The organism is Nitratidesulfovibrio termitidis HI1, from assembly GCF_000504305.1.
GTDB lineage: Bacteria > Desulfobacterota > Desulfovibrionia > Desulfovibrionales > Desulfovibrionaceae > Cupidesulfovibrio > Cupidesulfovibrio termitidis.
Window position 1 is genome coordinate 775658 of record NZ_KI632512.1, and the last position, 25502, is coordinate 801159.

Annotated in this window: 20 protein-coding genes; 6 read left to right on the top strand and 14 right to left on the bottom strand. The window is 67.7% G+C overall.

The window, feature by feature from the left end; translation table 11 throughout:
• Positions 1–88 precede the first annotated feature (88 nt).
• On the top strand, positions 89–1195 hold the full coding sequence (locus DESTE_RS03380; protein ID WP_035065038.1) for a LysR family transcriptional regulator: 1107 nt from the start codon (positions 89–91) through the stop codon (positions 1193–1195).
• Here DESTE_RS03380 and DESTE_RS03385 read toward each other — a convergent pair whose 3' ends face one another.
• The 4 genes from DESTE_RS03385 to DESTE_RS03400 form a co-directional block, all read right to left on the bottom strand.
• Complete coding sequence (locus DESTE_RS03385; protein ID WP_035065040.1) at positions 1196–3601, bottom strand: chemotaxis protein CheA; 2406 nt, start codon at positions 3599–3601, stop codon at positions 1196–1198.
• Positions 3598–4413 (bottom strand): chemotaxis protein CheW, encoded by an 816-nt coding sequence (locus tag DESTE_RS03390; RefSeq protein ID WP_245590713.1) that lies wholly within the window; start codon positions 4411–4413, stop codon positions 3598–3600. Before DESTE_RS03390 ends, DESTE_RS03385 begins: the two co-directional genes overlap by 4 nt.
• 107 nt (positions 4414–4520) lie before the next feature.
• Positions 4521–6704 (bottom strand): methyl-accepting chemotaxis protein, encoded by a 2184-nt coding sequence (locus DESTE_RS03395; RefSeq protein WP_035065046.1) that lies wholly within the window; start codon positions 6702–6704, stop codon positions 4521–4523.
• 596 nt (positions 6705–7300) lie between these two features.
• Positions 7301–7825 carry an RrF2 family transcriptional regulator gene (locus DESTE_RS03400; protein WP_035065049.1) on the bottom strand — a complete coding sequence of 175 codons (525 nt, stop codon included), beginning with the start codon at positions 7823–7825 and terminating at the stop codon, positions 7301–7303.
• 753 nt (positions 7826–8578) lie between these two features.
• On the opposite strand from DESTE_RS03400, the gene DESTE_RS03405 reads away from it, so the two are divergent.
• From DESTE_RS03405 to DESTE_RS03420, 4 genes are all read left to right on the top strand, one after another.
• Positions 8579–9145, top strand: coding sequence for an RrF2 family transcriptional regulator (locus DESTE_RS03405; RefSeq protein WP_035065052.1), 567 nt, complete (start codon positions 8579–8581; stop codon positions 9143–9145).
• A gap of 18 nt (positions 9146–9163) precedes the next feature.
• Positions 9164–10405, top strand: coding sequence for a type III sulfide quinone reductase, selenoprotein subtype (gene sqr, locus DESTE_RS03410; RefSeq protein ID WP_035065055.1), 1242 nt, complete (start codon positions 9164–9166; stop codon positions 10403–10405).
• Positions 10406–10418: 13 nt separating this feature from the next.
• Positions 10419–11120, top strand: a complete 702-nt coding sequence (locus tag DESTE_RS03415) for a helical membrane plugin domain-containing protein (RefSeq protein ID WP_035065059.1) — start codon at positions 10419–10421, stop codon at positions 11118–11120.
• A gap of 79 nt (positions 11121–11199) precedes the next feature.
• Entirely contained in the window at positions 11200–11586 is a 387-nt protein-coding gene (locus DESTE_RS03420; RefSeq protein ID WP_035065062.1) for a response regulator, read from the top strand.
• A gap of 450 nt (positions 11587–12036) precedes the next feature.
• Here the strand turns inward: DESTE_RS03420 and DESTE_RS03425 are convergent, their stop codons facing one another.
• The 5 genes from DESTE_RS03425 to DESTE_RS03445 all read right to left on the bottom strand — a co-directional run bounded on the left by DESTE_RS03425 (position 12037) and on the right by DESTE_RS03445 (position 18139).
• A complete protein-coding gene (locus DESTE_RS03425) occupies positions 12037–12723 on the bottom strand; it encodes a tetratricopeptide repeat protein (protein WP_035065065.1) in 687 nt (228 codons plus the stop codon).
• A 656-nt stretch (positions 12724–13379) separates the two neighbouring features.
• Complete coding sequence (locus tag DESTE_RS03430; protein ID WP_035065068.1) at positions 13380–14555, bottom strand: ABC transporter permease; 1176 nt, start codon at positions 14553–14555, stop codon at positions 13380–13382.
• A 272-nt stretch (positions 14556–14827) separates the two neighbouring features.
• Positions 14828–15979 (bottom strand): ABC transporter permease, encoded by a 1152-nt coding sequence (locus DESTE_RS03435; RefSeq protein ID WP_035065070.1) that lies wholly within the window; start codon positions 15977–15979, stop codon positions 14828–14830.
• Positions 15966–16772 carry an ABC transporter ATP-binding protein gene (locus DESTE_RS03440; protein ID WP_084559326.1) on the bottom strand — a complete coding sequence of 269 codons (807 nt, stop codon included), beginning with the start codon at positions 16770–16772 and terminating at the stop codon, positions 15966–15968. The genes DESTE_RS03435 and DESTE_RS03440 overlap by 14 nt, the downstream gene beginning before the upstream one ends.
• The gene (locus DESTE_RS03445) at positions 16769–18139 is read right to left on the bottom strand and encodes an efflux RND transporter periplasmic adaptor subunit (protein WP_051384278.1); all 1371 of its coding nucleotides are present in this window, start codon (positions 18137–18139) and stop codon (positions 16769–16771) included. Before DESTE_RS03445 ends, DESTE_RS03440 begins: the two co-directional genes overlap by 4 nt.
• A gap of 447 nt (positions 18140–18586) precedes the next feature.
• Between DESTE_RS03445 and DESTE_RS03450 the strand changes: the two genes are divergently transcribed.
• Entirely contained in the window at positions 18587–18820 is a 234-nt protein-coding gene (locus DESTE_RS03450; RefSeq protein ID WP_035065072.1) for a hypothetical protein, read from the top strand.
• A 153-nt stretch (positions 18821–18973) separates the two neighbouring features.
• Here DESTE_RS03450 and DESTE_RS03455 read toward each other — a convergent pair whose 3' ends face one another.
• From DESTE_RS03455 to trsS, 5 genes are all read right to left on the bottom strand, one after another.
• A complete protein-coding gene (locus DESTE_RS03455; protein WP_035065075.1) occupies positions 18974–19873 on the bottom strand; it encodes a histidine phosphatase family protein in 900 nt (299 codons plus the stop codon).
• A complete protein-coding gene (locus DESTE_RS03460; RefSeq protein WP_245590714.1) occupies positions 19870–21333 on the bottom strand; it encodes a DVU_1551 family NTP transferase in 1464 nt (487 codons plus the stop codon). The genes DESTE_RS03455 and DESTE_RS03460 overlap by 4 nt, the downstream gene beginning before the upstream one ends.
• A gap of 172 nt (positions 21334–21505) precedes the next feature.
• Positions 21506–22594 carry an XdhC family aldehyde oxidoreductase maturation factor gene (locus tag DESTE_RS03465; RefSeq protein WP_051384280.1) on the bottom strand — a complete coding sequence of 363 codons (1089 nt, stop codon included), beginning with the start codon at positions 22592–22594 and terminating at the stop codon, positions 21506–21508.
• Positions 22591–23838, bottom strand: coding sequence for a DVU_1553 family AMP-dependent CoA ligase (locus DESTE_RS03470; protein WP_051384281.1), 1248 nt, complete (start codon positions 23836–23838; stop codon positions 22591–22593). The genes DESTE_RS03465 and DESTE_RS03470 overlap by 4 nt, the downstream gene beginning before the upstream one ends.
• Positions 23835–25469, bottom strand: a complete 1635-nt coding sequence (trsS, locus tag DESTE_RS03475) for a radical SAM (seleno)protein TrsS (protein ID WP_051384282.1) — start codon at positions 25467–25469, stop codon at positions 23835–23837. Before trsS ends, DESTE_RS03470 begins: the two co-directional genes overlap by 4 nt.
• Positions 25470–25502 lie beyond the last annotated feature (33 nt).

A 25502-nucleotide genomic window follows, 5' to 3' on the forward strand; every position in this document is an offset into this window, starting at 1 on the left:
GAACCTCGCTGCTTCTGCTGTTAGCCAAGGGGGCAGGCAGTTGTGAAATGAATTGTCTTCATCAACCACATTCGAAAATGGAATAGCCATGCACCTCAGGGTATTGCGCTGCTTTGTCGAGGTGGTCCGCGCGGGCGGGTTTTCCGCCGCCGCACAGGCCGTGTGCGCCACCCAGTCCACGGTCAGCAAGGCCGTGCGCGGGTTGGAAGAGGACTGTGGAGCCATCTTGCTGGAACGCACCCCGGCGGGCGTGACCCTGACGGCGGCGGGAGAGGTGGCCTACCGTCGTGCGCTGGCCATGCTGGCTGAAAAGGAAGCCATGGATGCCGAGATGGACGACCTGCGCAACGTGCGCCGGGGCACGCTGCGCTTCGGCGTGCCCCCGGTGGGCAGCACCCTGCTGTTCGCCCGGCAGTTTGCCGAATATCGCCGCCGCTATCCGGGCGTGCGCATAGAGCTGCGCGAAAAGGGCTGCTATGCGCTGGAAGAGGACGTGCTGCGCGGCGAGCTGGAAATGGCTCTGGCCCTGTTGCCCGTATCCGGTCAGTTCGACGTGTCGCCCCTGTGCGACGAGCCGCTCATGGCCCTGCTGCCGCAGGGGCACCCCATGCAAGACTGCAAGGCCCTGCGTCTGTCCGACCTGAACGGCAGCGCGTTCATCCAGTTCGAGCAGAGTTTTGCGCTCAACGCGCGCATTCGCGAGCGTTGCCTGAAACAGGGGGTGCGCCTGGATGAAACCCTGTGCAGCGGCCAGATACCCTTCATCATCAGTCTGGTGGCCGCCGGGCTTGGCGTGGCGCTGGTGCCGCGCCTGATGCTGACGGAACCGCTGCCCCGGGGCGTCCACCGTGCCCTGCTGGACGACGACGACCTGCGCTGGCGCGCGGTGCTGGCCTGGAGGCAGGGGTACAGCCTGTCCCCGGCGGCGGCGGCATGGCTGGAACTGATGCACGAGATGCCGCCGCACATTGCCTGCGGCATGGACGGCGGCCAGGCGTGGCCAGACAGGCCAGACGGGCCAGACGGGCCAGACGGGCCGGATACGCCAGACAAGCCGTGTGCAGGGCCCGCCACGGCAGCAAGGGGAAAGATTACAAATGAAAACGCCCCGCCGGTCGGGGCGGAGCGGTGTCATGCTGCGGGCGGGATTGGCAGGACTGGCGGGAAGGGCGGGAAGGGCGGGCGCAGACGCTGATCAGCGTTCCTGCATGCCCTGCGCCACGCGCACCAGTTGGGCGGCGTCGAGAATCAGCGATATGCCGCCCTCCGCGTCCACGCTGGACCCGGCAATCCAGGCGGCACGGCGGCAGGGGCCGCCCAGACGCTTGATGACCGCCTGCTCCAGCCCGGCCACGCCATCAACGGCAAAGCCCACCGGCAGGCCATCCACGTTGGCGATGATCACCCGTTCGTAGGCGGGCTGTTCGCCCGGCACGTCCAGGAAGCGGCGCAGGCTGAGGCACGGCACCAGTCGTTCGCGGTACTCGATGAGGCCCAGCGTGGCGGCCTCGCCGTCCACGAAGCGCTCCAGGCACGCCTGCACCTGGGTAAGGGGCAGGATGAACGTCTCGTCGCCCACGCGCACGCGCAGGCCGTCGATGATGGCCAGGGTAAGGGGGATGCGCAGCCGCCAGGCCGTGCCCTCGCCCCGCCGGGTGACCACGTCCACGCTGCCGCGCAGGGAACCCAGGGCCGTGCTGACCACGTCCAGCCCCACCCCGCGCCCGGACAGGTCGGATACGCCGCTGGCCGTGCTGAAGCCGGGCAGAAACAGCAGTTGCAACAGTTCCGCCTCGCCGGGGTCCGCGTCCGGGGCCAGCAGGCCCCGTGCCACGCCCACGGCGCGCAGTTTGTCCAGGTCGATGCCCGCGCCGTCGTCGGACACGGTGATCAGCACCTCGCCCCCGGCATGGGCGGCGGACAGGCGCAGCACGGCCTCGGCGGGCTTGCCCGCCGCCAGCCGAGCCTCTGCCGATTCCACGCCATGATCCATGGCGTTGCGCACCAGATGCAGCAAGGGGTCGCGCAGGTGGTCGATGACGGTCTTGTCCAGTTCCGTCTCGCCGCCCTCGGCCACGAAGCGCACGTCCTTGCCCAGCCGCGCCGCCAGATCGCGCACCAGCCGCCGGAAGGCATGGAAGGTGGCGTCCAGAGGCACCATGCGCACCGACATGGTGCTGTCGCGCAGGGATTCGGTAAGCCGCTCCAGCCCTTCGGCCAGTTCGCGCAGGCGCGGGTCGTCGTGGTCGGTGGCGATGCGCGAAAGGCGCGCCTGCAGGATGACCAGTTCGCCCACGTTGTCCAGCAGGCGATCCACCTTGGCGCTGTCCACGCGCAGGCTGGTGGTGGCGCCTTCGTCGCCGCCGGGGCGCAGGGGGCCCGCCGGGGCGGCATCGTCACCCGCCGGGGGGGAACATTCCGGCACGGACCATGGCGTGGGGGCAACGGCAGACACGGACGATGCGGCCTGCGGCATTGCGGCGGCAGGCATGCCCTCGGGTACCCCCGGAACATCGCCATCGGCCCCACTGATTCCATCGCCCCCGCCCTGCACGCGCACCGCCCGCAGGGCCTCGTCACCCGCACCGGCTGCGGCCAGCAGGCCGACCGCATCGGCAACGCCTCCCTGCGCCGCGATGCGGCACAAAAGTTCCGGCGAAGGCAGCAGCCGCTCCTCGCCCAGGGCCACCACGTCCAGCCCGGCCTCGTCCATCAGCGTGGCGAACGGCTCGCGCACCATGGCCAGCGGGTGTTCCGTGACCAGCACGGCGTCCCAGCGCAGGTGCACCGCTTCCGCGTCCAGCCCGTCCAATGCGGGCACGGTTTCGCAGTGGGGCCAGACATGCAGGGGGCCAAGCCCGTGCAGCCCGTCCAGCAGCCGCGAAGGGTCCAGCCCACGGCGCAGCGCGTCGGGCGACGGAGCATAGTGCAGCCAGTACACCCTGGGTTCGCGGGGGGAGCCGCCGGGAACGGTGGGCGATTCCGGGGCCATGTGCCCGGCTGTGCGTCCGGACGATGCGGGGATGCCACCCGACGAGGTCATGGGGAAATCCCGCAGTGGCGCGGCGGGGGGAGTGTCCGCCAGAAAGGGCACAACCGGGACATCATCGCCCATGGCGCGAGGGAGGGCAGGAAATGCGGGGGGAGAGACGGCGAGCCCGACCCAGCGTGCCGCCAGCGCCCCGATACGGTCCAGCAGGTCGCGTTCGCGCGCGGCAACGCCGTCCGTATCTGCGCCCTGCCTCGCGCTGGCTGACGTAGAGGCTTCTGCTGCAACCGGGGCCTCTGCCCCCTGTTCCAACAGTTCCTGCAAGTGGTCCTTGGCGTCCAGACCAAGGGTCAGCAATTCGGAGGTGGCCGGAACCCCGGCCTTGCGCACGTTGTCGAACAGGTCCTCCACCGCGTGGGTGAAGCGGGCCACGGCGTCAAAGCCGAACATGGCCCCGGTGCCCTTCAGGGTGTGCAGGGCGCGGAACACCCGCGCCATGAGCGCGGCGTCGCCCGGGTGCGATTCCAGTTCCAGTAGCGCTTCCTCGAGGTCGATGAGCAGATCGCGGGCTTCCTCGGTGAACACGCGCCGCGCGGTGCCGCCGGGGTTCATGCGCCACCTCCGCCGAAACGGACGGGGGTGCCCGGCGCGTCATCGGTACGGGCCGCGCGCGAGCGCGACTGCCCGTCGGCGGGCTGGCCATCGGCAAGGGAGCGGGACGGATTCGAGGACTGGGGCAACGCAGAGGCTTGCGGCGGAACCGGCAGCGGCGAGCCCGAAGGCTCCTCGTCGTCGAACAGCCGGTCGGCGTCCAGCAGCAGCACATGCCGCCCCTCGTGGCGGAATATCCCGGCCAGCACGTCGGCGGGCACGGGGGTTCCCATGCGCGGCGGAGGCTCCACGGCTACGGCGTCGATTTCGATGACCTCGCGCACGGCGTCGGCCAGCGCGCCCACCAGGGTGATGCCGCCGCCCGCATCCGGGGGGGCAGGCACCTCGACGATGACGATGCGCGAATGCACGGTGCGCGCAACGTTGCCCATGCCCAGCCGGGTGCGCAGGTCCACCACCGGCACGGCCGCGCCGCGCAGGTTCACCACCCCGCGCACATGCCGCGGCATGCGGGGAATGCGGGTCAGTTCGCCGAAGTCCAGCACTTCGCGCACCACGCCGATATCGAGGGCAAAGCGCTCGTCCCCCAGGGTCAGGGCCAGCAGCCTGCGGGTGGGCACCATGGGGCCAGGCCCCGAAAGCGCAGGGTTTGCCTGACGCACAGGGCTTGCCTGACGGGCCGGACTTGCCTGACGGGCCGAATCTGCCGACCGCGCACCATCACGCAGCACGGCGCCGACAGGCGGCATGTCCGCCGCTTCCCTGCCGCCCGCGTGGTCCTGCGAGGCCTGTCTGTCGTTATCCTGCTGCACGTCGTGGTTCCAGTGCGGGACGCTCGCGCCGAGTCCCGGTCCGAATGTGCGGAGATGGCGCCGCTTCCGGAGCCATTCCGCCAGGTGCATACGTTGCGCCGGACGCGCTAGAAGCGTTCGAAATCCTGGTCGTCCGTGTCGTCCGCATCGTCCGTGAGGTTGATGCGCACCTTGCGCGGGTCGCCGTCCTTCAGCGTGGGCATGGCCGAAGGCTGCGGCCCCGGCACCCGCTGCACCTTGGGAGACATGTCCGTCCCCAGGCGGAAGAAGGCCACGGTACGTTGCAGGTGAGCCGCCTGGGCAGACAGTTCCTCGGACGTGGAGGCCACCTCTTCGGAAGCCGCCGCGTTCTGCTGGATGACCTGGTCGAGCATGTGCAAGGCCTCGTTGACCTGGCTTGCGCCTTCGCGCTGCTCGATGCTGGCGGCGGCGATCTCCTGCACCAGTTCAGAGGTGCGCTCGATGTCCGGCACCAGCTTGCCCAGCAGTTCTCCCGCACGTTCCGAAACTTCCAGGCTGGCCCCGGACAGCCTGTTGATTTCCGCCGCTGCCGCCTGGCTGCGCTCGGCCAGCTTGCGCACTTCCGACGCAACCACGGCAAAGCCACGCCCCTGTTCGCCCGCGCGGGCCGCCTCGATGGCGGCGTTCAGGGCCAGCAGGTCGGTCTGCCGGGCGATTTCCTCGATGATGGAAATCTTGCTGGCGATCTCGCGCATGGCCTTCAGCGTGGCGGCCACAGCCGTGCCCGAATCGCGGGCGTCGTCCGCCGCGCGCACCGCTATGGATTCGGTGGTGCGGGCGTTTTCGGCGTTCTGGGCGATGCGCGCCACCATTTCTTCCATGGAGGCGGAGCACTGCTCCACCGAGGCCGCCTGCTCCGTGGCGCCCTGCGAAAGGGCTTCTGCCGTGGCGCTCAGTTCTTCGCTGCCCGCAGCCACGTTCTCGGCGCCCACCTGCACATCGCGCACGACATCGGACAGCCGCTGCACCATGTTGCCCAGCGAGGCCAGCAGCCGGTCGTTGTCGCCGCGCGGCTCCAGCGACACGCGCAGGTCGCCGGTGGCCAGGGTGGAGGCATTGCGCGAGATGGAACGCTCGACGGAAACCATCTCTCCCAGTGCGCGCATCAGTTCGTCGCGCGGGCCGCGCATGGCCACCTCGATGTCCACGTTGCCCCGGGCCAGTTCGCGGGCCGTTTCCACCACGCGGCGTTCGGCCACAAGCATCTCGCGCATGGCTTGCAGCAGTCTGCCCACTTCGTCGGTACCCTCGGCCTCAACTTCCAGCGAGGTCTCGCCCAGGGCCACGGCCTCGGCCACCGCCGCCGCGCGGGCAATCCCCCCGCGCACCGACTTGCCGATAAGGACGGCGAACAGCAACCCCAAAACCAGCGCACCGCCGGCAACCCCCAGCGATATCACGGACGAGCGGCGCACCGCGTCGCCCATGCGGTCCTGCTGGGCGTCCTTCACCGCAACCACGGTGTTGCGCACGCCCTCGGCCACGTTGGCCATGCCCGACATGCGGCTGTCGCGTTCGTTCTCGTCCTTGACCAGTTGTTCCACCTGTTCGCGGTATGCCCGGGCGCTGGCCAGTACCGTAGAGGCCAACTTCCAGTTCTCTCCGGAGCCCTCGCTGGCGGAAAGTCCGGATGCCGCGGATATGGCCTTGTCCAGCCGCATGCGCGCGCGCGACAGGGAATCCGTATCGCCCCGCCACAGGTAATAGAGCACGTCCACCCGCGACTGGAGGAATTCCGTCTCCAGCGAGACCAGGGTTTGCAGTTCGTCACGCCGGGGCGCCAGCGACGGGTTGGTTTGCACGATGGCGTTCAGGCGGGCGGCATGCAGCCGCTCCACCCCTTCCTGAAGGGCATTGGCGGCCTGCACGGCGTTCTTGATGGTCTGTTCGCGGTGGGTCAGCACTCCGTCCAGTTCCAGGAACTTGCGCCGATAGTCGGCATGCATGGGGCCCAGCACGTCCAGGCCGCCTCCGCGCACCCCGTCTGCCGCAAGGCGCTCGCGCAGCGCGGCGATGCCCTCGGCATCCTTGCCGTGCTGCGCCTCAAAGGCGCGCACGTGCTCACGGCCCCTGCTGAGCAGATAATACAGGATTTCCACCCGTGAATGTTCCATGCCCGCCACCAGGGCCTGCGTGTTGCCCGTCACCTCCGACTGGCGCAGCAGGTGTTGCTGTTGCTGCCAAGAAAAGGCAACCACCCCCGCCACGATGAGCAGCAGCGAGCCAAACCCCAGGCTGAGCTTCATGAACAGACTGCAATTCTTGAGCATCCGGAACCCCCTGGCCCTGTCGAAACCTGTCGAAACCCTGTCGAAAAATTGAACCGGCGTGCGGCATGGCGCACCGGGCCTCTCCCGTACCGTATTTCATCAGGGGCGGCAAACCGCATGAATCGAACCGGGCCACGTATTCAATATACTGTATTATAAGAATATCACCAAGGCGCATGACAAGCGTGAGCAGGCCAACCCCGGCAGATTGTGCCTGCGCACAGTGTTGGCGTCCCGAATTCTTGCAAGAAGCACGCCGAGATAGGCTTTCGACAAGGCATCCGTTCCATGTACGGCACGGACGTGAGGGGAACGGGGATGCATCACCCCAGAAAAAAGGAAGCCGCCGGGGAACCGGCGGCCTAACGCGGGGTGTTCAGCTGGTGAACGGCAATGGCAGGCATGCGTGCAAAAAGAGGCAAATCTGGCGGAGACGCGGGCCGAAACACACCCGCCACCTGACGTGCAGAAACGTAACGATCCGGCAACCCCCTCGGCAGCAATGCCGGACGGCATGCGCACCGGCACATAGAGCGTACCGGCACATCGAGCTTACCGGCATCGCCCCCTTTACTCGGAAGGGAGGGGCGCCGGAATCAGTACAGTTCGGCGGGGCTCGCCGGACGGGCCGCTCGGCGGACGGTGGCACGCTTGGCGGTGGAAGCATCATCGTCCGTCGTGCGACAGACCGCCTCGTCGTGGGGGGAAAGCGGCTGATCGCCCTCCATGAGGGTGGCCAGGGTGGTCTCTTCCAGCGAACGTTCCAGCGCCTGCGACGCGCGCACCCAGGCCGACCTGGTCAGGCAGGAGGCCCGGCGCGCGCAGGCATTGGCATCGCCGGAACAACAGACGGTAAGCTGGATGCCCCCCTCCATCAGACGCACGATCTCGCCCAGGGTGATCTCCTCGGGGGTGCGGGCCAGCATGTGCCCGCCCGAGGCCCCACGGGAACTGCGCGTCAACCCGCCACGCTTCAGGGTCTTGAGGATCTGCTCGATGAACTGGACCGTCACGCCGGTGTGCTGGGACAGCGCCGTGGTGGTCATGGGAGACTCTTCGCCGTGCATGGCCAAAGCAAGAAGGATGCGCGCCGCGTATCGTGTCTTTGCTGCAAGCTTCATGGTGTTGGGTCCCGCGCCCGTCACTCGACGCCGCACCACACGGCACGGCGTCAAAAGAGTGAGCTATTACATAAGTATGGGAAACTTCTTACAGAAAATATCCTCCTTTGTCAATAGGAATTAAAAAAATTCGCTTTCACTGCACATGCCGAAAATCGGCAGAAACGGCAGGATGTTAGTGCCCATTAACATCGCAAAAAACGGAAATGGGTAAATAAAAACAATCAGTTTCACCACAATGACGCAGCGCTCTCATCCGCAGATCAACAATCCACTCCCAAAAACAGAAGCATCCCCTCATTACCAGGCGAAACAATACCAACTTCCGTAGCCCCTGCCCTGCGCGGCATCCACCGCGGACGCCACGCGTCCGCCCTGCCCTCCGCCATCATCCCGCACCGCCGTGCAACGTTCGCGTGCACTTCATGGCCCCACACGGACATGCCTGCCACAGCGTCCGGTGTGGATTGCGCGCATCCAAACGCAGGCAAAACAAGAAATATTTTTCACAACCCAAAAATAGCACTGTTTATTCAACATGTTGAGGAAAACCCCTTTTTTGGAGGGGTGCTTGACACCCAAATTCGGATGGGTTTAATTCATACGAAATTAATCTGATTCGAAAGGATTCGGATTAATGAAAACGAAATCGTATCAATATACATACGAGCAACCCCGGAATCTCCCGGTCAACAGCCCCACCGCGCCACGGCGCGCCGCCCTCGCCCCACCGCACAGGCACTGGAGAACGGCATGAGAATTTCCTCCACGGTGCATTACGCATCCCGGCTGCTGGTCAACCTTGCCCTGCACTGCCCGCAGGACGGCCCCCTTTCCGCGTCCGAACTGGCCGAGCACACGGGCATTTCCGTCAAGTTCATCGAAAAGATCATCCGGCAACTGCGTACGGCGGGCATGGTCCGCAGCGTACGCGGCGCCGCCGGTGGCCACGTGCTGACCATGAACCCCGACGACGTGACCCTGGGTGACGTGCTGCGGGTGGTGGAAGGCGGCGTGCAGCCGCCCAACTGCTGCGTGGGCGCCGACTGCGACGACACCCCCTGCCGCTGCAAGGCCGCCTGGACCAGCGCCGCCAAGGCCCTGGAAGAAACCCTGGACCAGTTCACCCTTACCGACATCATGCACGGCGCCGAGCGCCCCGACGACTGCGCCCACATGGCCAGCGGGGCCGACACGGACGCGCGCCCCGCCCAGCCCAAGCTGAACGGCAACAAGCCGCTGAACACGCCGCGATACGGCAGAACGCCCCGTGCCCTGCGGGGCTGCAATACCCGAATCTGCTCTCACCAAAGCCAATAAGTGAAGGAGTAACCTGGCATGAAGAAACTGCTCATTCTTGGGGCAGGTGCCGGCGGCACCATGCTCGCCACCAAAATGAGGAAAAAGCTCAGCGAGCGTGAATGGGAGATCACGGTCATCGACCGCGACCTCACCCACCATTATCAGCCCGGCTGGCTGTTCATACCCTTCGGCATCGACACCCCCAAGGGTTGCGAGAAGCCCAAGAAGGATTTCATCCCCCGCGGCGTCAACTTCGTGCAGGATACCATCACCAACGTGGATCCGGAAGCGAAGGTGGTTACCTGTGAAGGCGGCAAGTACAGCTACGACTGGGTTGTCATCGCCACCGGCTGCCGCATCGCCCCCGACGAAGTGGAAGGCCTGCTGGACGACTGGCGCGGCAACATCCACGACTTCTACACCCCCGACGGCGCCGCCGCCCTGCTGCCCAAGCTGAAGAACTTCAAGAAGGGCCGCCTCGTCCACCACATCTGCGAAACCCCCATCAAGTGCCCCGTCGCGCCGCTGGAGTTCATCTACCTGGCCGACTGGTACTTCACCAAGATGGGCGTGCGCGACAACATCGAAATCGAACTGGTCACCCCGCTGACCGGCGCGTTCACCAAGCCGGTGGCCGCCAAGATCCTGGGCGAACTGTGCGACAAGAAGAACATCAAGGTCACGCCCAACTTCGTGGTGGACAGCGTTGACGCGGGCAACAAGACCATCGCCTCCGTCACCGGCGACGAGATCAACTACGACCTGCTGGTCACCATTCCCCCGAACATGGGCCAGCAGTTCCTGATCGATTCGGACATCGCCGACCCCATGGGCTTCATGGACACCGACAAAGGCACCCTGAAGTCCAAGAAGTACCCCAACATGTACGTCATCGGCGACACCACCAACGTGCCGACCTCCAAGGCCGGTTCCGTGGCCCACTACGAGGCCGACATCATCGCCGAAAACCTGATGTCCGACATCGACGGCAGCGAGCACTACCACCACTTCGACGGTCACTCCACCTGCTTCATCGTGACCGGTTACGAAAAGGCCTCGCTCATCGACTTCAGCTACGACGTGGAACCGCTGCCCGGCATGTTCCCCTTCCCCGGTGTGGGGCCCTGCGCGCTGCTGGGCGAAAGCCACATCAACTACTGGGGCAAGCTGATGTTCAAGTGGGTCTACTACAGCCTGATGCTGAAGGGTCACGAGTTGCCGTTCGAGCCGAACATGTACCTGCACGGCAAGGACACTTCCCTGATGCGGAAGAAGTAAGCCGGAGGCACCAATGACCAACGAAGAACTCATTCTCCAGCGCCTCGAGGCCATGGAAGAGCGGATCGCCTTCCTGCACGAGCGCGCGATGGGCACCAAGTACTTCATCGAGGAAGTGACGCCCATCGGCAACCACGCCTTCCGCCTGATGGTGGAAGAGCTGCAGGACGTGCATGGCCGCGTGCATCTCGACGACATCTTCGAGCTGCTGCGCCGTGGGCTGCGCAGCGTCCCCAACCTCAACTACTGCCTCGACCAGCTGGAAAACCTCATCGACCTGTGGCGCACCATGCACCCGGCGGTGGCCCCCACCTGGCCCCACATCATCGAGGGGCTGGGCAAGTGGGAGCAGGACGGCGTGTTCGCCAAGCTGTCGGCCCTGAAGGGCGCGGGCGGCAAGGTGCTGGACGCCAACACCCCCGAAGGCATCGAGAAGATGGGCGACGCGCTCGCCTTCATGACCGTGCTGCTGCAAAAGCTGGCCGATCCCAACGTGCAGGTCTTCCTGGCCCGCGCGGTGGACATGCTGGCCAAGCTGGACCTGTCGCAGGCCAAGCCTGTGGGCATGTTCGGCATGGTCGGCGCCCTCGGCTCCAAGGAAGCCAAGGAAGGCCTTGGCGTTGCCATGGAAGTGCTGAAGGCGCTCGGCGCGCTGAAGGGCGACGGCTGCTGCGCCTGCGGCTGCACCGCGAACGCCCCGGCCAAGAACGGCTAACGACATCGAACGGACCCGCCGTTGCCCCCCTCGGCACGGCGGGTCCTTTTTACCCCCCCATCTTGTGAAGGAGTTATCAATGTCCGCGACCAATATGAGTGCCGCCCGCCGCCGCGTGCTCGTCGTCGACAACGACCCGGCCGAGCGCGAACGCCTTGCCGGGCTGCTGACGGCGGAAGGACATGCCGTGCGCACCGCCGCCTCCACGCCCGAGGCGCTTGAGGCCGCCGCCAGCTTCCGCCCCGACGTGATCACCCTTGAAATGGACCTGCCAAGCCCCGGCGGCACGGTGTTCTACGCCCGGCTGCGCCGCAGCCCCGCCCTGCGCGAAACCCCCGTGGTGGTGGTGAGCGGCGTGGGCCCGCGCCCGGCCCGCCTTGCCCGCCGCGTGCCCACCCACCAGAAGCCCGTGGCGACCGCTACCCTGCTGGACACCATCCGCCGGAGCGTTCCGGCGCAAGCGTAGCAACGCGGCAGACACGGCGCGACGGCGGACAATCATCAGCCGCCCACCTGCCGCGTCTTTGCCGCGCGCCACTCCCACGACAGCCCTCCCTGCCTTCCCAGCCTTGTTCTGCCCCTACCCGCGCAGGTGAGCCTTCCTCCTCCCGCTCGCCATCTCCACCGAATCGACCGTTCCGCCGCACTTCGATCCCGGTTCACCTGCGCAATTCGGACCAAATTGGTCAAATTCATACTGCAAACGTAGGATTTGTGCGACCCGCGCATCGTCCCTGCGGAGCGCGGAAGCTCAAAAAGCTGCGGGGCCCCCTGTCTTTCGGCAGGGGGCCCCGCGTGTCGCGTGCTTCGGCCACTGGTGCGGCGCAAGGAGGAGGAAACCGCCGCGCGCGGCCTGAGCCTGGCGGCGCGGCAGCATGGGGGTTGCCGTCCCCGCCGCCGCGCCATCTGCCGCCGGTTACTGGGCCGCACCCTCCGGCAACGGGAAACAACGCAGCCAGCGCGCCGCAAGCTTTTCGGCCCGCGCCACGTCCTTGGCCGCCATCCTGTCGATCAGATCGCGCCGGGCCTCTCCGGCCTTGGCAAAGCCCGCCGTAACGGCCAGGTCGAACCACATGTACGCGCGCACCTCGCTGGCGGGCACGCCCGCACCGTCACGACACATGGTGCCGAGCAGGTGCATGGCCTTGCCGTTGCCCAGGGTGGCCGCGCTGAGGAACAGTTCGCGCGCGACCTTGCGCGAGGTGGCGTCGGTGGCTTCGCCGTGGTAGGCAAGCCCCACGTTGCAGCGGGCCTCTGCGGCCAGCAGGCGCGCCTTGCGCACAAAGTCGCGCTTGGCGGACACCAGTTCCATACCGAACTGCTTGTCGCGGAAGTCCGTGGGCAGGTCGTCGTAGACCGGTTCGCAGTTGTAGCCGCACTTGTCGGCCTTGCGGAACAGTTCCAGCGCCTTGCCGAAATCCTGCGCCACGCCCTTGCCGGTGGCGTGCAGGACGCCGCAGAAGTTGAGGGCCTCGTGATGCTCCGCATTGGCGGCGCGGCCCAGCCACTGGGCGGCCTTGCCGAAGTCCTGCGCAACGCCGTTGCCTTCGTAATACAGCATGCCAAGATTGAACTGGGCGCTTGCGTCGCCCGCCTCAGCCATCGCGAACATCTCCTGAACTTGCATTGGCTTGCCCCTGTGTACTGAAAGGTTGGGAAATCCTGCCCTGGTGCTTTCGTGGCGGCCACGCCCCCGGCGCCATCCGGTTGCGGGTGCCGCGGCGGCAGCACCGCCGGGCCAACTTGGGAAACCTCTTCGCCTTGTTCCGGTAACCGGGCGGCGCGGAGGCATGGTTCCGCGCAGGCCCGGCGTGATCCAGCTTCGACTTTCAGTCACCGGCACGGAGGTGCGGGTGGCAGTCCGCGTGTTCCGTTAATTCCTACCGTGCTGGTATGGGTTATTTCCTACCTAGCTGGTGTGATATTGTCAACGGGACTGCCGAAATTTTCTTCAAAAAATATAGTCTTTGATTACAGCGCAATAAAAAACAGGAGCGCCGGAATCCTTGATTCCGGCGCTTTCGCACGCTTTGCCACCCGACACGGGCTTGCGTTTTCTCACAGCTTGCTGCGGGTCTTCCACCGCTATTGCAACACGTTGAAATCTCAACATCCACATCAGGAATGAAGCATAAATCCTACCAGAATAGGGTGCGATTCCGCGCCACGTCCACATCATGCCGCGCGCAGCGCGATTAACGGGTCAGGCCACGCGCAACGCGATTACCAGATCATGCCGCGCGCAGCGCTACTAACAGATCAGGCCGCGCGCAGCGCGTCTACGATAACCAGCCGCGAAGCCTTGATGGCAGGCAGGATGCCCCCCAGGCAGCCCATGCCCGTCCCGAACAGCAGCGACCACACGGCAATGCGCGGGCTGAGGGTAAAGCTGAACGCCAGTTCCGAGAAGGTCTGGAAGTTCATGGTGGATATGGTCACGAACTGCAGGGTGGAGGCCAGCAGCAGGCCAACGGCCCCGCCGCTGCCGCCCAGCAGCAGCGATTCCAGCAGAAAGGCCCGCAAGATGTCCCGCCGCTGAAACCCGATGGCCCGCAGGGTGCCTATCTCGCGCACCCGGCTGGCCACGGCGGCGTGCATGGTGATCATGGCGCCGATGATGGCCCCCAGCGAAAAGATGGCGGGCAGCATGGTGCCCAGCACGCCCAGGAACTTGGCCATCATTTCCGACTGTTCTTCGTAGAAGCGGGTCTCTCTCTTGCCTTCCAGTTGCAGGCGCGGGTCCGCCGTCAGGCCTGCGCGCAGGCCATCAAGCCCGGCCTGACCGTCCCGTTCATTCATGCGCGCCACCACCACGGAATAGGACGAACGGCGGAAGGCGGCCATCAGCTGATCCACATCACCCCACACTTCCGAGCTGAAACCGGTGGCCCCGGCCTCGAAGATGCCCACAACGGTCCAGTCGCGCAGGCCGAAGCGCAGACTTTCGCCAATGCCCGTGCCGCTGAAGCGCCGGGCAATGCTTTCCCCGGCGATGATTTCCGACGTGCCGAAGCGCGGCATGCGCCCTTCCTTCAGCCGGACCTGCGGGCGCAATTCCAGCGAATGGGGGCCGATGCCCCGGATGACCACGTTGGACGGCTTGGTGGTGCCGCGCTTGTTCAGGGTGATCAGCACCACCAGTTCGCGCGCGGCCAGCGGCCCGCCGTCGGCGGCGCGGGCCACCTGGGGCAGGCTTTCCACCAGCGGGGCCTGGTCGCGGTCCACCGCGCTTTCCATTTCGGACTTGGCCCCCTGCCGCAGCAGCACCACGTTGTCGGGCGATCCGGTAAGCACAAGCGTGGTGCGCAACCCCTCGGACAACATGAGCATGGCCGCGAACACGAACACCACCAGCGCCATGCCCCCCACGGTAAGAACCGTGGTCAGACGGCGCGCCAGCATGTTGCGCAAGCTGTAGGAAAGAAGCGAGGCCATGCCGTTTCCTTTTACCTACCTACGCAGGGGGGGCTAAATGAGGATTTTCGTTCGTTGGCAAGGAAAACAAGCCTGCCATGAAGGAGTGCCTCAGCCGTTATGTGAGTCTTCGAGCATTACGGATGAGGACCGCAACGCGTACTCTTGCTGTATTCGACCGAGCCTTAGCCGTTAGGCGAGCGCGCAGCGCGAGTCTTATGGATAAGGACAGCAAAGCCATGGCAGGTGTAGTTTGACGTAGCCAACGAGCGAAAGGACCATTTAGAAGCCCCCTACCTGCCCAGCACGTCGGCGATGCGCACCCGCCTTGCCCGCCACGCGGGCGCCGCGCCCGCCACCAGCCCCACCACCGCCGCGGCGGCGCCTTGCAGGGCCAGCGTCTCGCCGGACAGCATGAACACCGGGAAATAGTCGCCCAGCACGTTGGAGATGACATGCGTGACCGGCACGGACAGCGCACACCCCGCCGCGCCGCCCAGCAGCGACAGGGCCAGCGCCTCGCCCGTCACCAGCAGGGCCACGTAGCCGCCGCCAAAGCCCAGCGCCTTCAGGGTGGCGAATTCGCCCATGCGCTCGCGGGCGGACATGGCCATGGTGTTGGCCGCCACCGCCATGATGATCACGATGACGATGCCCGACACCAGCCGGATGGCCATGATGATGGCTTCGCTCATGGAGATGAACCCCATCTGGAAGGCCTGCTCCGTTTCGGTCAGGGTTTCCGCCAGCGAATTGCGGAACCGCGCATCGATGTCGCCCGCCACGCGGGCCGCGTTCTCTGCCCGGTCCACCCCGATCATGTAGAAGCCCACCCGGTCGGCGCGGCCGGGCTGATCCACCTTCATCCGTTCGTTCAGGTATTCCCAGTGAAAGAAGGCCTGCGTCTCGTCGGTGTTGGGGAAGCGCCCGGTGTAGATGGCCCGCACCACCACGTTCCAGTCACCGGGGTAGATGGTGCCTTTCAGCGGCACGGTGTCGCCCAGCTTCCAGCCAAAGCGCCTGGCCAGCCGCTGTCCCACGGCCATGCCCTTGCGGTCGCGCAGCAGGGCAGCCTTCTGGTCGTCGGTGATGACGTATTCCGGGTACAGGTCCAGGTAGCTGCGCATGTCCACGGTGAAGTTGGCGAAAAAGTTCTTCTCGTCCACATAGTACGCGCCAAACCAGTTGCCCCACGAAAGATGCGTCACCCCTTCCACCGCGCGGATCTTGCCCGCGTAGGCGATGGGCAGCGGAAACACCAGCGAGATGGCGTTGCGGGTTACCAGCCGGTTGGCCGCCGAGGCGGAAACCCCGACGTACCAGGCCTCCACCGTGGTGCGCAGCAGGCCGAAGGCCATGATGGAAATGGCGATGCCCAGCACCGTCAGCGCATTGCGCAGCGGGTGCCGGGCCAGGTTGCGCAGCACGAACCTAAGCGTGAGCATCGGCCAGTTCGCCCTTTTCCAGCAGCAGCAGGCGGCCCGCCCGTTCCGCCGCGCGGGGGTCGTGGGTGACCATGATGATGGTCTTGCCCATGGTGCGGTTCAGCCCGTCCATGAGGTCCAGGATTTCTCCGGCGGACACGCGATCCAGGTCGCCGGTGGGTTCGTCGGCCACCAGGATGTCCGGGTCGGCCACCAGGGCGCGGGCGATGGCGGTGCGCTGCTGCTGCCCGCCGGAAAGCTGGCCGGGGTAGTGATCCATGCGGTCGGACAGGCCCACCATGGCCAGCGCTGTGCGTGCCCGCTCCCGGCGTTCGCGCCCGGACAGGGGCGTTAACAGAAGCGGCAGTTCCACGTTTTCCAGCGCGTTCAGCACGGGAATGAGGTTGTAGAACTGAAAGATGAACCCTACGCTACGGCTGCGCCAGCGCGCCAGGTCCGCATCGTCCAGGGTGGTGATGTCCGTGTCGCCCACGAAGACGGCCCCCGCGTCCACCCGGTCGATGCCCGCGATGAGGTTGAGCAGCGTGGATTTTCCGGAACCGGACGGCCCCATGAGCGCCAGGAACTCGCCGGGGGCCACGGCCATGTTCACGTTGGTCAGCACCGGCACCACCTGCGCGCCGCGCCGGTAGGCCTTGGACACGCCTTCGAGCAGGATGGGCGGGCTGGCAGTACGCGGGGGCGCAAGGGAGGACGCGGCGCCAGAAGCCGCGCCGGACGCGGCATCCCTGTCCGGCGCACCGCCTTGCGCGGCGGCATGTGGAGGAACGGCGGAATCCTGCGCGCGGCTCATGGCTGCATCCGCACGCGGTCGCCATCGGCCAGATCGGCGGGCGGGTCCGCCACCACCCGGTCGCCAAGGGACAGCCCGGAACCAGCCCCGGCCCCGAAGCCAGCACCGGGTCCGGAATCAGCACCGGGTCCGGAACCAGCACCGGGTCCGGAACCAGCACCGGCCAGCAGTTCCACCGCATCGCCAAGGGCCATGCCGGTGCGCACCGGGGTGCGTACCGCCCTGCCATCGCGCACCACGAACACCACGCGGGCGTCGCCTTCGCCGCGCACGGCGGTGGCGGGCACTGCCGGGCGGGGGCGGCGCTCTTCGTCGGAGGGCAGACGGTCCAGAAAGGCCACGCGGGCGCTCATTTCCGGCAGCACGCGCGGGTCCAGCACGTCGAAGGCCACCTTGACCATGACCGAGGCCTTGCTGCGGTCGGCCGTGGGCACGATGATGTGCACCCGCCCCACGAAGCGTTCGTCCGGCAGGGCATCCAGCGCGATTTCGCAGGGGGCGCCGGGTTTCACCCGGCCCACGCTGGATTCGCTGACGTCCGTTTCCACCAGCAGCGAGCCCATGTCGGCGATGGTCACCACGCTGGCCTTGGCGTTGGCCGCCGCGCCCAGCGGGGTGATGATGTCGCCCACGTCCGCGTTCTTGGTCAGCACCACCGCGTCGAACGGCGCGCGGATGTAGGCGTATTCCAGTTGCGTCTCGGCCTCGCGCCGGGCTGCGGAGGCGGCGGCCAGCCCGTCACGGGCGGCGCGGGCGGCGGCATCGGCCGTGAGGGCGCGGGTTTCGGCGGTGTCCAGGTCCGACCGGGAAATCACGTTTTCCGCCATCAGCTTGCGCATGCGGGCGTGGTTGCGCCTGGCGTCCGTCAGTTCGGCGGCGGCCCGGTCTATGTCGGCCCGCGCGCCGCGCTCGTTGGCCTGTGCGCGCTCCAGCGCGGCGCGGGCGTCATCGCTTTCCAGCCGGGCCAGCACCTGCCCTGCGGTCACCCGGCTGCCTTCCTCCACCCCCAGCCATTCCAGGCGCGAGGTGATCTTGGACGCCACCGACGCCTTGCGCTGCGCGGTGACGTAGCCGCTGGACACCAGCGTGGTCATGGACTGGGTGGGGTACACCCTGGCCACCACGGCAAGGCGCACCTCGCGCTCCGCCGGAAACAGCAGCCGCGCGCCAACGGCCGCGCCAGCCAGCACAACGGCGGCAAGCAGCCACAGCCAGCGCCGACGGGGCGTGCGCCGGGGCGACTGCCAGCCGGTCTTGTCGATGGCCAGTTTGCCAAGGCCGGACTGTGCGGTTCCACCCGATGCGGCGCCGCCGGGCACTGGCGACGCGGCGGAAGAGGACAAAGGCGCGGTAGAGGGAGATGACATGTGAACTCGCAGGCGTCACGGTTCATGAATGAAGGGGCACCCCCGGCGCAACGGCCATCCGGCGTGCTGCAGCGGGCATCGGCACCATACCAGAACGTGCCCCGCGCGCAAACGCATAGTCTGCGTCGCGTGGGTGTGCGTTTCACCGCTTGCCGTTTTCGCCCTTCCCCGCCGCATGTGACATTCATCCGTTACTGTTCCGCAGGATTTGCTACGCATTGTTGCATGGCACGCCGCAAAAAATACGGCACCACTACACGGCAAAGTTGCAGATGAAAATTTCTATGATACTTGACCGGAAAATCGAAAAGGGATAGCAGACAGGACACTCCGGTTCAGCATGCCTGCGGCATGCCGAATCGTACGGCGTTGCCCTACCCCTCAAATACGGGCACTGGACCATGCGCCGACCGGACGACACGACCAACGAAGAGCACAGGTTTGCACATGCCCAGCTTTGAAGCAGACAATCTCACGCTGCACAAGATAAACGTCGCTCCCATGTTTCGCTGCACACGCTGCCACTTCGGCCCGCCGGACACCTCGTGGGCCGGGCAGAAGAACGGCGAGCACCGCCGGGTGCTCATCTGCCGCGCGTGCGGCGCCCGTGCCGTGGCCACCTTCCGCGTGGCGGCGGACAATTCGCGTTGGGAAATCCTGTCCGTGGAGGACATGGACTAGCGGGACGGCGGCCCCGGCGGACATGCCATGGACGCCCGGCGTTTCGCCATCCACCCTGCCTGTCGCACCATCCCGCAGGGCTCGCAAAGTCCGCAGACGGGTGAGGATGGCGCGGCGTGCACCATGCCGCGCCAATAGTGTGGTGCGGGCTGTCTACGGTTGCCAGTCCGGCGACACGACGCTCCATGCCGCTGAAGCCCCGGAACCCGCTGACGTCGGCGCCGTGGCCGCAGCCGTACCGCCCCCTTCGGGGGCGTGGCGGCGCAGACGCACGCAATGCAGATGGCGCACCGGCAGGGTGAGCAGTTCTTCGCGGCCCATGTGGCCCAGCGCGCACAGCACGGAACGGATCAGCCCGGCGTGGCTCACGGCCACGATGACCGGGACATGGCCATGGCTGGCGCCACAGTCCGGAAGGCATTGCTGCCCGGCGGTGGCGTTTTGCCCCTCGGCACCTGCCGTCCCCACGCCCCTGCCCCCATTCCCTGGCCAGCCCCCCGTTCCGGAGCAGTCCCACCACATGGCGGCCAATGCCCGCAACCCGCGTGCGGCCACGTCCGCGCAGCATTCCCCCCCCGGCGGACGAAAGGTCCAGGGTTCGCGCCCGCGGCGCGCGTAGGCGTCGGGCCGGGCTTCCCGCACCTGCATCTGCACCTGTCCTTCCCATTCCCCCAGGTCCATCTCCGCCAGATCGTCCAGAATGGTGAGCGGGATGGCGGCCAGGGACCGCATGCATGACGTGTCCGGAGCATCCGGCGTGTCCGGAACCTCACCCTGCCCCAGCATGAGCCGGGCCGTTTCTCGCGCCCGTTGCAGCGGCGAGGCGTAGGCCCCCACCACGTGCAATCCTGCCAGACGCGGCCGCCACGCTGCCGCCCGCGCGCGGCCTTCCGTGGACAAGGGCACTTCGGTGCGGCCAATGTACCGGCGCGGCCCGTCGCCCATGTCCGTGGCCGCATGGCGGAACAGCAGAATGTCCGGCCCGATGCCCGGCAGGATGTTCGGCAGGGCGGCGGGTGGGGCGCCTGGCACGGGTACTGCCGGAACGGTCATGGGTGGTTCCCGTCGTCTGCGGATTCCCGCACGGGACCACACTCAGGACCGTGCTCAGGACCGTGCCCCGTGGACGCGGGCGACCTGTCCGGCGCGGTGGCGGAGCAGGAAATGGCCAGTCCCGCCCGGGCGGTTTCTCCGGCCTGACTGACACCGCCAGTATCCGGTTCCCACGCAGGCATGCCCACGGACAGGGGATGCAGGATGTCCGCCAGCGGTCGTCCGGCCTCGCGCTCGATGCGCGCGCGCAGGGCCAGCGCCCGGCGCATCCGCCCTTCAATGGCGGCAGCCGCTTCCGGGTCGTGCCGCCATTGGGCCAATTTCTCGCCAAAGCGGCTCTTCACGTCCACCACGGTATGGCAGCGCACCAGTTTGTCCGCGAAATAAACCACTTCCCGCTCGCTCAGGGGCTGGTCGTCGGCAAGGGTGGTATCCCTGTGCGCGCTGACGATGCCCGCCACACCGGAAAAACCCAGTTCGCGCAGCAGCGCGCCCCCGGCGGCCTCGTGGCGGGGCTGGCCCTTGGCGATGTCGTGCAGCAGGGCGGCGGCCTCCGTCAGTGCACTGTCGAGTTCGCTGTCCAGTTCGCTGTCCAGTTCGCCGTCCAGCCGTGCACCCGTGCCGGATGGTCCACCCGGCACGCGGTCCTGCCCGGCCATGGTGCGCGCAGCATTCAACCCATCGGCCAGGCGCACGGCCACGGCGGCCACCCCCTCGGCATGGGTGATGCCGCCGGGCGGAACGGCCCGCACCGCCAGCAGCGTGCGCGCCTCCTGCGGGGTGGGCACGTCGCGGGTGGGCCAGTCGGCGCAGGCCGCGTGGTAATCGTCCGGGGTGTCCATATCGCGCAGGATGAACCTGTCGGGCACGCAGACCTCTTGCAGGGCGTGCGCCCCCAGCCGGTGCAGCGCGCCGCGCAGGCCGCCACCGCCGCCATCGGCCAGAATGATCGGCAATACCGATGCATGCAGCAGCGGCGGATGCCCCCACTGTCCGTCGAACACCGGCATCAACACCCGGTCCGGGTGTGCGGCGGCGTGTTCCAGCAGCAGGCGCACGGTCAGGGGACGCACCAGCGCGGCGTCCACCGGCAGCAGCAAGACGCCTGCCCCACCCCTTCCAGCAGCCCCGCCAAACTCAGCAGTCTCGTCGCCGCGCCCAACCACGGCTCCCAGCCCCGCGCGCACCGAGGAAAACATGCCTCCCTCGCGCCATGCCGGGTTGTGCACCGTGGCCGCGCCCAGCCGCGTGGCCTCCGCCGCCACCTCGTCCGCCCGATGTCCGGTGACCACCAGCACGTCGGACACGCCCGCCTGCCGGAACGTCTCCACGCAACGAGCCAGCACCGAAGCGCCGTGCAGGTCGAGCAGCGGCTTGAAGCCGGGAGCCATCCGCGACGATGCGCCCGCTGCCAGCACCACGCCGACAACGGGGAATGGAGAAAGCGAGGGTACGGTCACGCCGGAAGCAGCGGCCTGAACAGCCTCCCCCCTCCTCGACTGTTCGCCACTTTCGATTACATAGTCAGCATCTATCGAAACCGCCGAATCATTCACCGCTTCAGATGGCATTCCTCGCTCCGTGTCCGTCAACGATCCGGCGCGCCTTACGGCGGCTCAAACCTGCATGGGATCAGGCCTGCATGGGCGGAATAGCGTGGCGCACCCGGCTGGCAGCCCGTGCCTGCACCAGTTCCGCCACGATGCTCACGGCTATTTCCTCGGGCGTTTCCGCCCCGATGTCCAGCCCGATGGGCGAATGCACCCGCTCGATGGCCGCGCGCGGGGTTCCCGCTTCTTCCAGCCTGCGGTACACGGCATCGCGCTTGCGGCGGCTGCCGATCATGCCCACGTAACGGGCCGGGGTGCGCAACGCACTGGCCAGCACCTCGCCATCATTGCGGTGCCCGCGCGTGACGATGACCACGTAGCAGTCCTCGTGCATGCCGAGATCCGCCAGCCAGTCACCGCCGGGGGTGACGCAGCGCACCTCGTCCGCGCCGGGCAACCGATCGGCTTTGGCGAAATCGGGCCGGTCGTCCAGCACGGTGACCCGGAACCCGGCCAGCGAGGCCATCAGGCCCACCTGCCGTCCCACGTGCCCGGCCCCGGCAATGACCACCCGCCCTGGCGAGGCCACCGGGTCGGCCAGCAGGGACAGGCCCCCCGCCTCCACGCACAGCGGCCCGCTGGCCGTGGCCACGGCGTCGCGCAATCCGGCCAGCGCACCGGGGTCCAGCGCCAGGTCTCCGCTGGCGTCCGCCCCCTGCCCTTCGCCCACCAGCAGCAGGCGGCGGCAATCCGGCGCGGCATCGGGCCGCAGTACGTTGACCAGCACGCAGCGCCGCCCCTGCATGGTCAGGCGATCCGTTTCGTGCAGCAACGGCGCCAGTTGCGGACAGGACGCGGCGCGCAACGGTTCCACGTACAGCCGCACCCTGCCCCCGCAGATCATGTCCGACCCGGCGGCCTCGTCGGCGGACAGGTCGAAGGTGAGCAGGCGGGCCAGCCCGTCGCCCAGGGCCGTGCGGCAGGCATCCAGCACGCGGGCTTCCAGAATGCCCCCGCCCACGGTGCCCTCGAAGGATTGGCCGTCGCCGCGCACGAACAGTCGCGCCCCGGCCATGCGCGGGGCGGACCCTTCCGCCGTGACGATGGTGGCCAGCACGGCAACGCCGTCGCGCTCCAGCGCATCGGCCAGTTGTCCAAAGAATTGCGTCATGGTCGTGCCCCCTTGGCAAGGGTAATGATATCCCAGTGGTTTCCGTAACGGCGAATGCGCCCCTGAACCGCCCCCAGTCGCCGCAGCGGGCTGCCGCAACGGCATGGCGGCGGCAGCATGGCCGCCGCATCACCCGTGCGGTAGCGCAGCAGCACCATGGCCTCTGCGGCAAGGGTGGTCACCACCACCTCGCCGGTCTGCCCGTCCGGCAGGGGAACTCCGGTAACCGGATCGACGATCTCCACGAAAATGTCCGCCTCGCGCAGGTGAAAGCCGTGATGGGCGGCGCATTCCACGCCACCGCCGTATCCGGTTTCGGTCATGCCCCAGTGGTCGAATACCTCGCAGCCCAAAGCCGCACGCACCCTGTCCGCCGTTTCCGGCGGGGTGGCCTCCGCGCTCAGCAGGCAGGTGCGCGGGCGTGGTGCCAGTCCGGGGTCTGCCAGCACGGCGTCGGCAAGGGCACGGGCCTGGGTGGGCGTGGCCACGAACACCTGCGCCCCGGTTTGCGCCAGTCGAGCGGCATGTTCCGCCCCGCTGGCCGCCGGGGGCAGCAGCACCGGCTGCATACCCGCGCGGTGCAGGCCACGGTCCAGCAGATCGCCCACGCTGTCGGGCCGCTGGCCGGGCATGAAGATGGCCACCACGTCACCGGGGCGGCACAGGGTGGTCATGCCCACCGCAAAGAAGTCCACGGTGCGTTCGATGTCCGCATCGCTGAAGCGCAGTCGCTTGGGTGCCCCCGTGCTGCCCGATGTCGGCAGAGTGACGATGCGGGCCACGGCGTCGTCGGCCACGCGCAGCAGGGCATCGCCCCCCTCGCGCAGGTCGTCGGGCGTGGTGAAGGGCAGCGCGGGCAGGTCATCCAGCGAAAGGGGGCGGGAATGAGGCCGGGAATGAGAAATACCCAGCCCCGCCAGCCGGGTGCGGTAGAACGGCGCATCCAGGGCGCGGTGTACCGCCTCGCGCAGCAGGTCGCCCTGCCGGGCGCGCACCATGGCCGGTGAAAGCGCAGCAAGGGGGATGGACAGCCGCGCGGCCAGCCACGGGTCCAGCGGCGACCGGGGCGTCTCCTGCCCGGTGGGTGCGAGGCGTGAAGCGCCTACGTGCTCCCCGTGCTCCCCATGTTCCCCATGCTCCCCATGTTCACCATGTTCACCATGTTTCGTGGACACGGCACACGTGGGGCACGGCGCGGGCACGCCATCGTCCGGCAATGCAGGGGCCGCGAATTGCCGGTTCATGCGCCCTCTCCTTCGGCTGAACCGACCGGCCCGCCGCCCGCCGCGCCAGCACCTTCCGGACCTTCGCCACCTCCCGCGCATCCCACGCCGGACGGCGCACCATTGCGATGCAACGGCGTGCCGTCCGCCGATGTCAGGTTCCACGCGCAGAACGGCACCATGCGCCCGTCTGGCGCGGCCACATGGATGCAGCAGCCGCGCAGCCGTTCGGTGTCCAGGGTCCAGGCATCCTGAAAGGCCATGCCGGACACGGTGAAGCGTCGCCCGGCCCGCGCCAGAAAGCGCTCGAAATCGTCACGCGGCGGCGTGGCGGATGTGTTCCCACTCGTGGCGCCCGCGCCAGCAGGCGGACCGGGCGCCTTCCACTGGCGGCGCACGAAGGCCCGCGCCCGCTCCGCTCCCAGTGCGGCGGGGATGGGAGCCGGGGAGATGCCCCCCGTTCTCGTGCCATTCCCGCCAGTCCCGCAGCAGGCCCCGCCCGCCGGTTCCAGCCTGCCGTCCTCGTGGGCCATGAACGTGCCGCTGAAGGAGCACTGGGCATGCTCGCACCCCGGCGGATGCAGGTGGGACAAGGGAATCAGTCCGCCGGTCTGGTCGCGCACCGCGCGCATGACCTCGGGCAGGGTGATGCGGGCTGCCTCGCGCGCGCTGTCCCCTGCACCACCGGGTGCGCCACCAAACGCAACGCCATCAGCACCGCCGGGCGCGCCGAAACCCTCGTACCGGCCAAAGAAGCTCACCGGCTGGAAATGCGCCCCGCGCACCACGGGCACCCGCGCAAGGCCAAAGCGCACGATATCGCCCAGACAATGGTCGTTAACCCCGCGCGCCACGGTGCATACCAGCACCACGCCCAGCCCCGCCGCCGCGCAGGCGTCCACCGCGCGCACCTTGTCCGCGTGCAGGGGCAGGCCGCGCAGCCGCGCGGTGGCCGCGTCGTCCGGGCCGTCGAATTGCAGGAACACGGAATCCAGCCCGGCGGCGGCAAGGCGCGCGGCATAGCCCGCCTCGCGCGCCAGACGCAGGCCGTTGGTGTTCAGTTGCACGAAGGGATAGCCCAGGCCGCGCACGGCGGTGACTAGTTGCGGCAGGTCGTCGCGCAGGGTGGGTTCCCCGCCGGAAAGCTGGATGTTGGCATCGCCCGCTCGCGGGCGCAGCACGGCCAGCCGGGCAACCAGTTCACCGAGTGTGGAATCGTCCTCGCGGCGGGATTCCCGGGCATCACCCTTGTTCCACCCACTCTCCGCGTCCTCACCCTGCCTGCCCGATTGCCCCCCCACTCCTGCTGACGCGAAACACACCGGGCAGCGCAGGTTGCAGCGCTGCGTCACCTCGATCAGCAGGGTGCAGGTGTGCTGGCCATGGTCCGGGCACAGCCCGCAATCATTGGGACAACCGAGTTCGCGCTCCGTGCCGGGACCGCGCCGGGCCGTGGGAATCTTGGGGCGCACCCAACCGGTGAAGGCAGGCTCGCCCCGCCACACCGGTGCGGAAAATTCGCCGTGCTCCGGGCAACGTTTGACCAGCAGCACCGTATCGCCCACGGCCACCCGCTCCGCCGGGGCCGGACCAAGGCACACCGGGCACACGCTGGCGGTGCGGGCCAGCACCCGGCCTTGCGCCGTTGTCATCGCTTCGCCCCCGGCCTGCCCCGCTACGGAGCA

Excerpts from the sequence above, each read along its gene's own strand:
- DESTE_RS03405 (WP_035065052.1), top strand. The coding sequence starts at position 8,579 with ATGAGAATTTCCTCCACGGTGCATTACGCATCCCGGCTGCTGGTCAAC.
- DESTE_RS03440 (WP_084559326.1), bottom strand. The coding sequence starts at position 16,772 with ATGAGCCGCGCGCAGGATTCCGCCGTTCCTCCACATGCCGCCGCGCAA.
- DESTE_RS03430 (WP_035065068.1), bottom strand. The coding sequence starts at position 14,555 with ATGGCCTCGCTTCTTTCCTACAGCTTGCGCAACATGCTGGCGCGCCGT.
- DESTE_RS03435 (WP_035065070.1), bottom strand. The coding sequence starts at position 15,979 with ATGCTCACGCTTAGGTTCGTGCTGCGCAACCTGGCCCGGCACCCGCTG.
- DESTE_RS03420 (WP_035065062.1), top strand. The coding sequence starts at position 11,200 with ATGTCCGCGACCAATATGAGTGCCGCCCGCCGCCGCGTGCTCGTCGTC.
- DESTE_RS03470 (WP_051384281.1), bottom strand. The coding sequence starts at position 23,838 with ATGAACCGGCAATTCGCGGCCCCTGCATTGCCGGACGATGGCGTGCCC.
- DESTE_RS03385 (WP_035065040.1), bottom strand. The coding sequence starts at position 3,601 with ATGAACCCCGGCGGCACCGCGCGGCGCGTGTTCACCGAGGAAGCCCGC.
- DESTE_RS03415 (WP_035065059.1), top strand. The coding sequence starts at position 10,419 with ATGACCAACGAAGAACTCATTCTCCAGCGCCTCGAGGCCATGGAAGAG.
- DESTE_RS03425 (WP_035065065.1), bottom strand. The coding sequence starts at position 12,723 with ATGGCTGAGGCGGGCGACGCAAGCGCCCAGTTCAATCTTGGCATGCTG.
- DESTE_RS03455 (WP_035065075.1), bottom strand. The coding sequence starts at position 19,873 with ATGACCGTTCCGGCAGTACCCGTGCCAGGCGCCCCACCCGCCGCCCTG.
- DESTE_RS03445 (WP_051384278.1), bottom strand. The coding sequence starts at position 18,139 with ATGTCATCTCCCTCTACCGCGCCTTTGTCCTCTTCCGCCGCGTCGCCA.
- DESTE_RS03395 (WP_035065046.1), bottom strand. The coding sequence starts at position 6,704 with ATGCTCAAGAATTGCAGTCTGTTCATGAAGCTCAGCCTGGGGTTTGGC.
- DESTE_RS03400 (WP_035065049.1), bottom strand. The coding sequence starts at position 7,825 with ATGAAGCTTGCAGCAAAGACACGATACGCGGCGCGCATCCTTCTTGCT.
- DESTE_RS03465 (WP_051384280.1), bottom strand. The coding sequence starts at position 22,594 with ATGACGCAATTCTTTGGACAACTGGCCGATGCGCTGGAGCGCGACGGC.
- DESTE_RS03380 (WP_035065038.1), top strand. The coding sequence starts at position 89 with ATGCACCTCAGGGTATTGCGCTGCTTTGTCGAGGTGGTCCGCGCGGGC.
- sqr (WP_035065055.1), top strand. The coding sequence starts at position 9,164 with ATGAAGAAACTGCTCATTCTTGGGGCAGGTGCCGGCGGCACCATGCTC.
- DESTE_RS03450 (WP_035065072.1), top strand. The coding sequence starts at position 18,587 with ATGCCCAGCTTTGAAGCAGACAATCTCACGCTGCACAAGATAAACGTC.
- trsS (WP_051384282.1), bottom strand. The coding sequence starts at position 25,469 with ATGACAACGGCGCAAGGCCGGGTGCTGGCCCGCACCGCCAGCGTGTGC.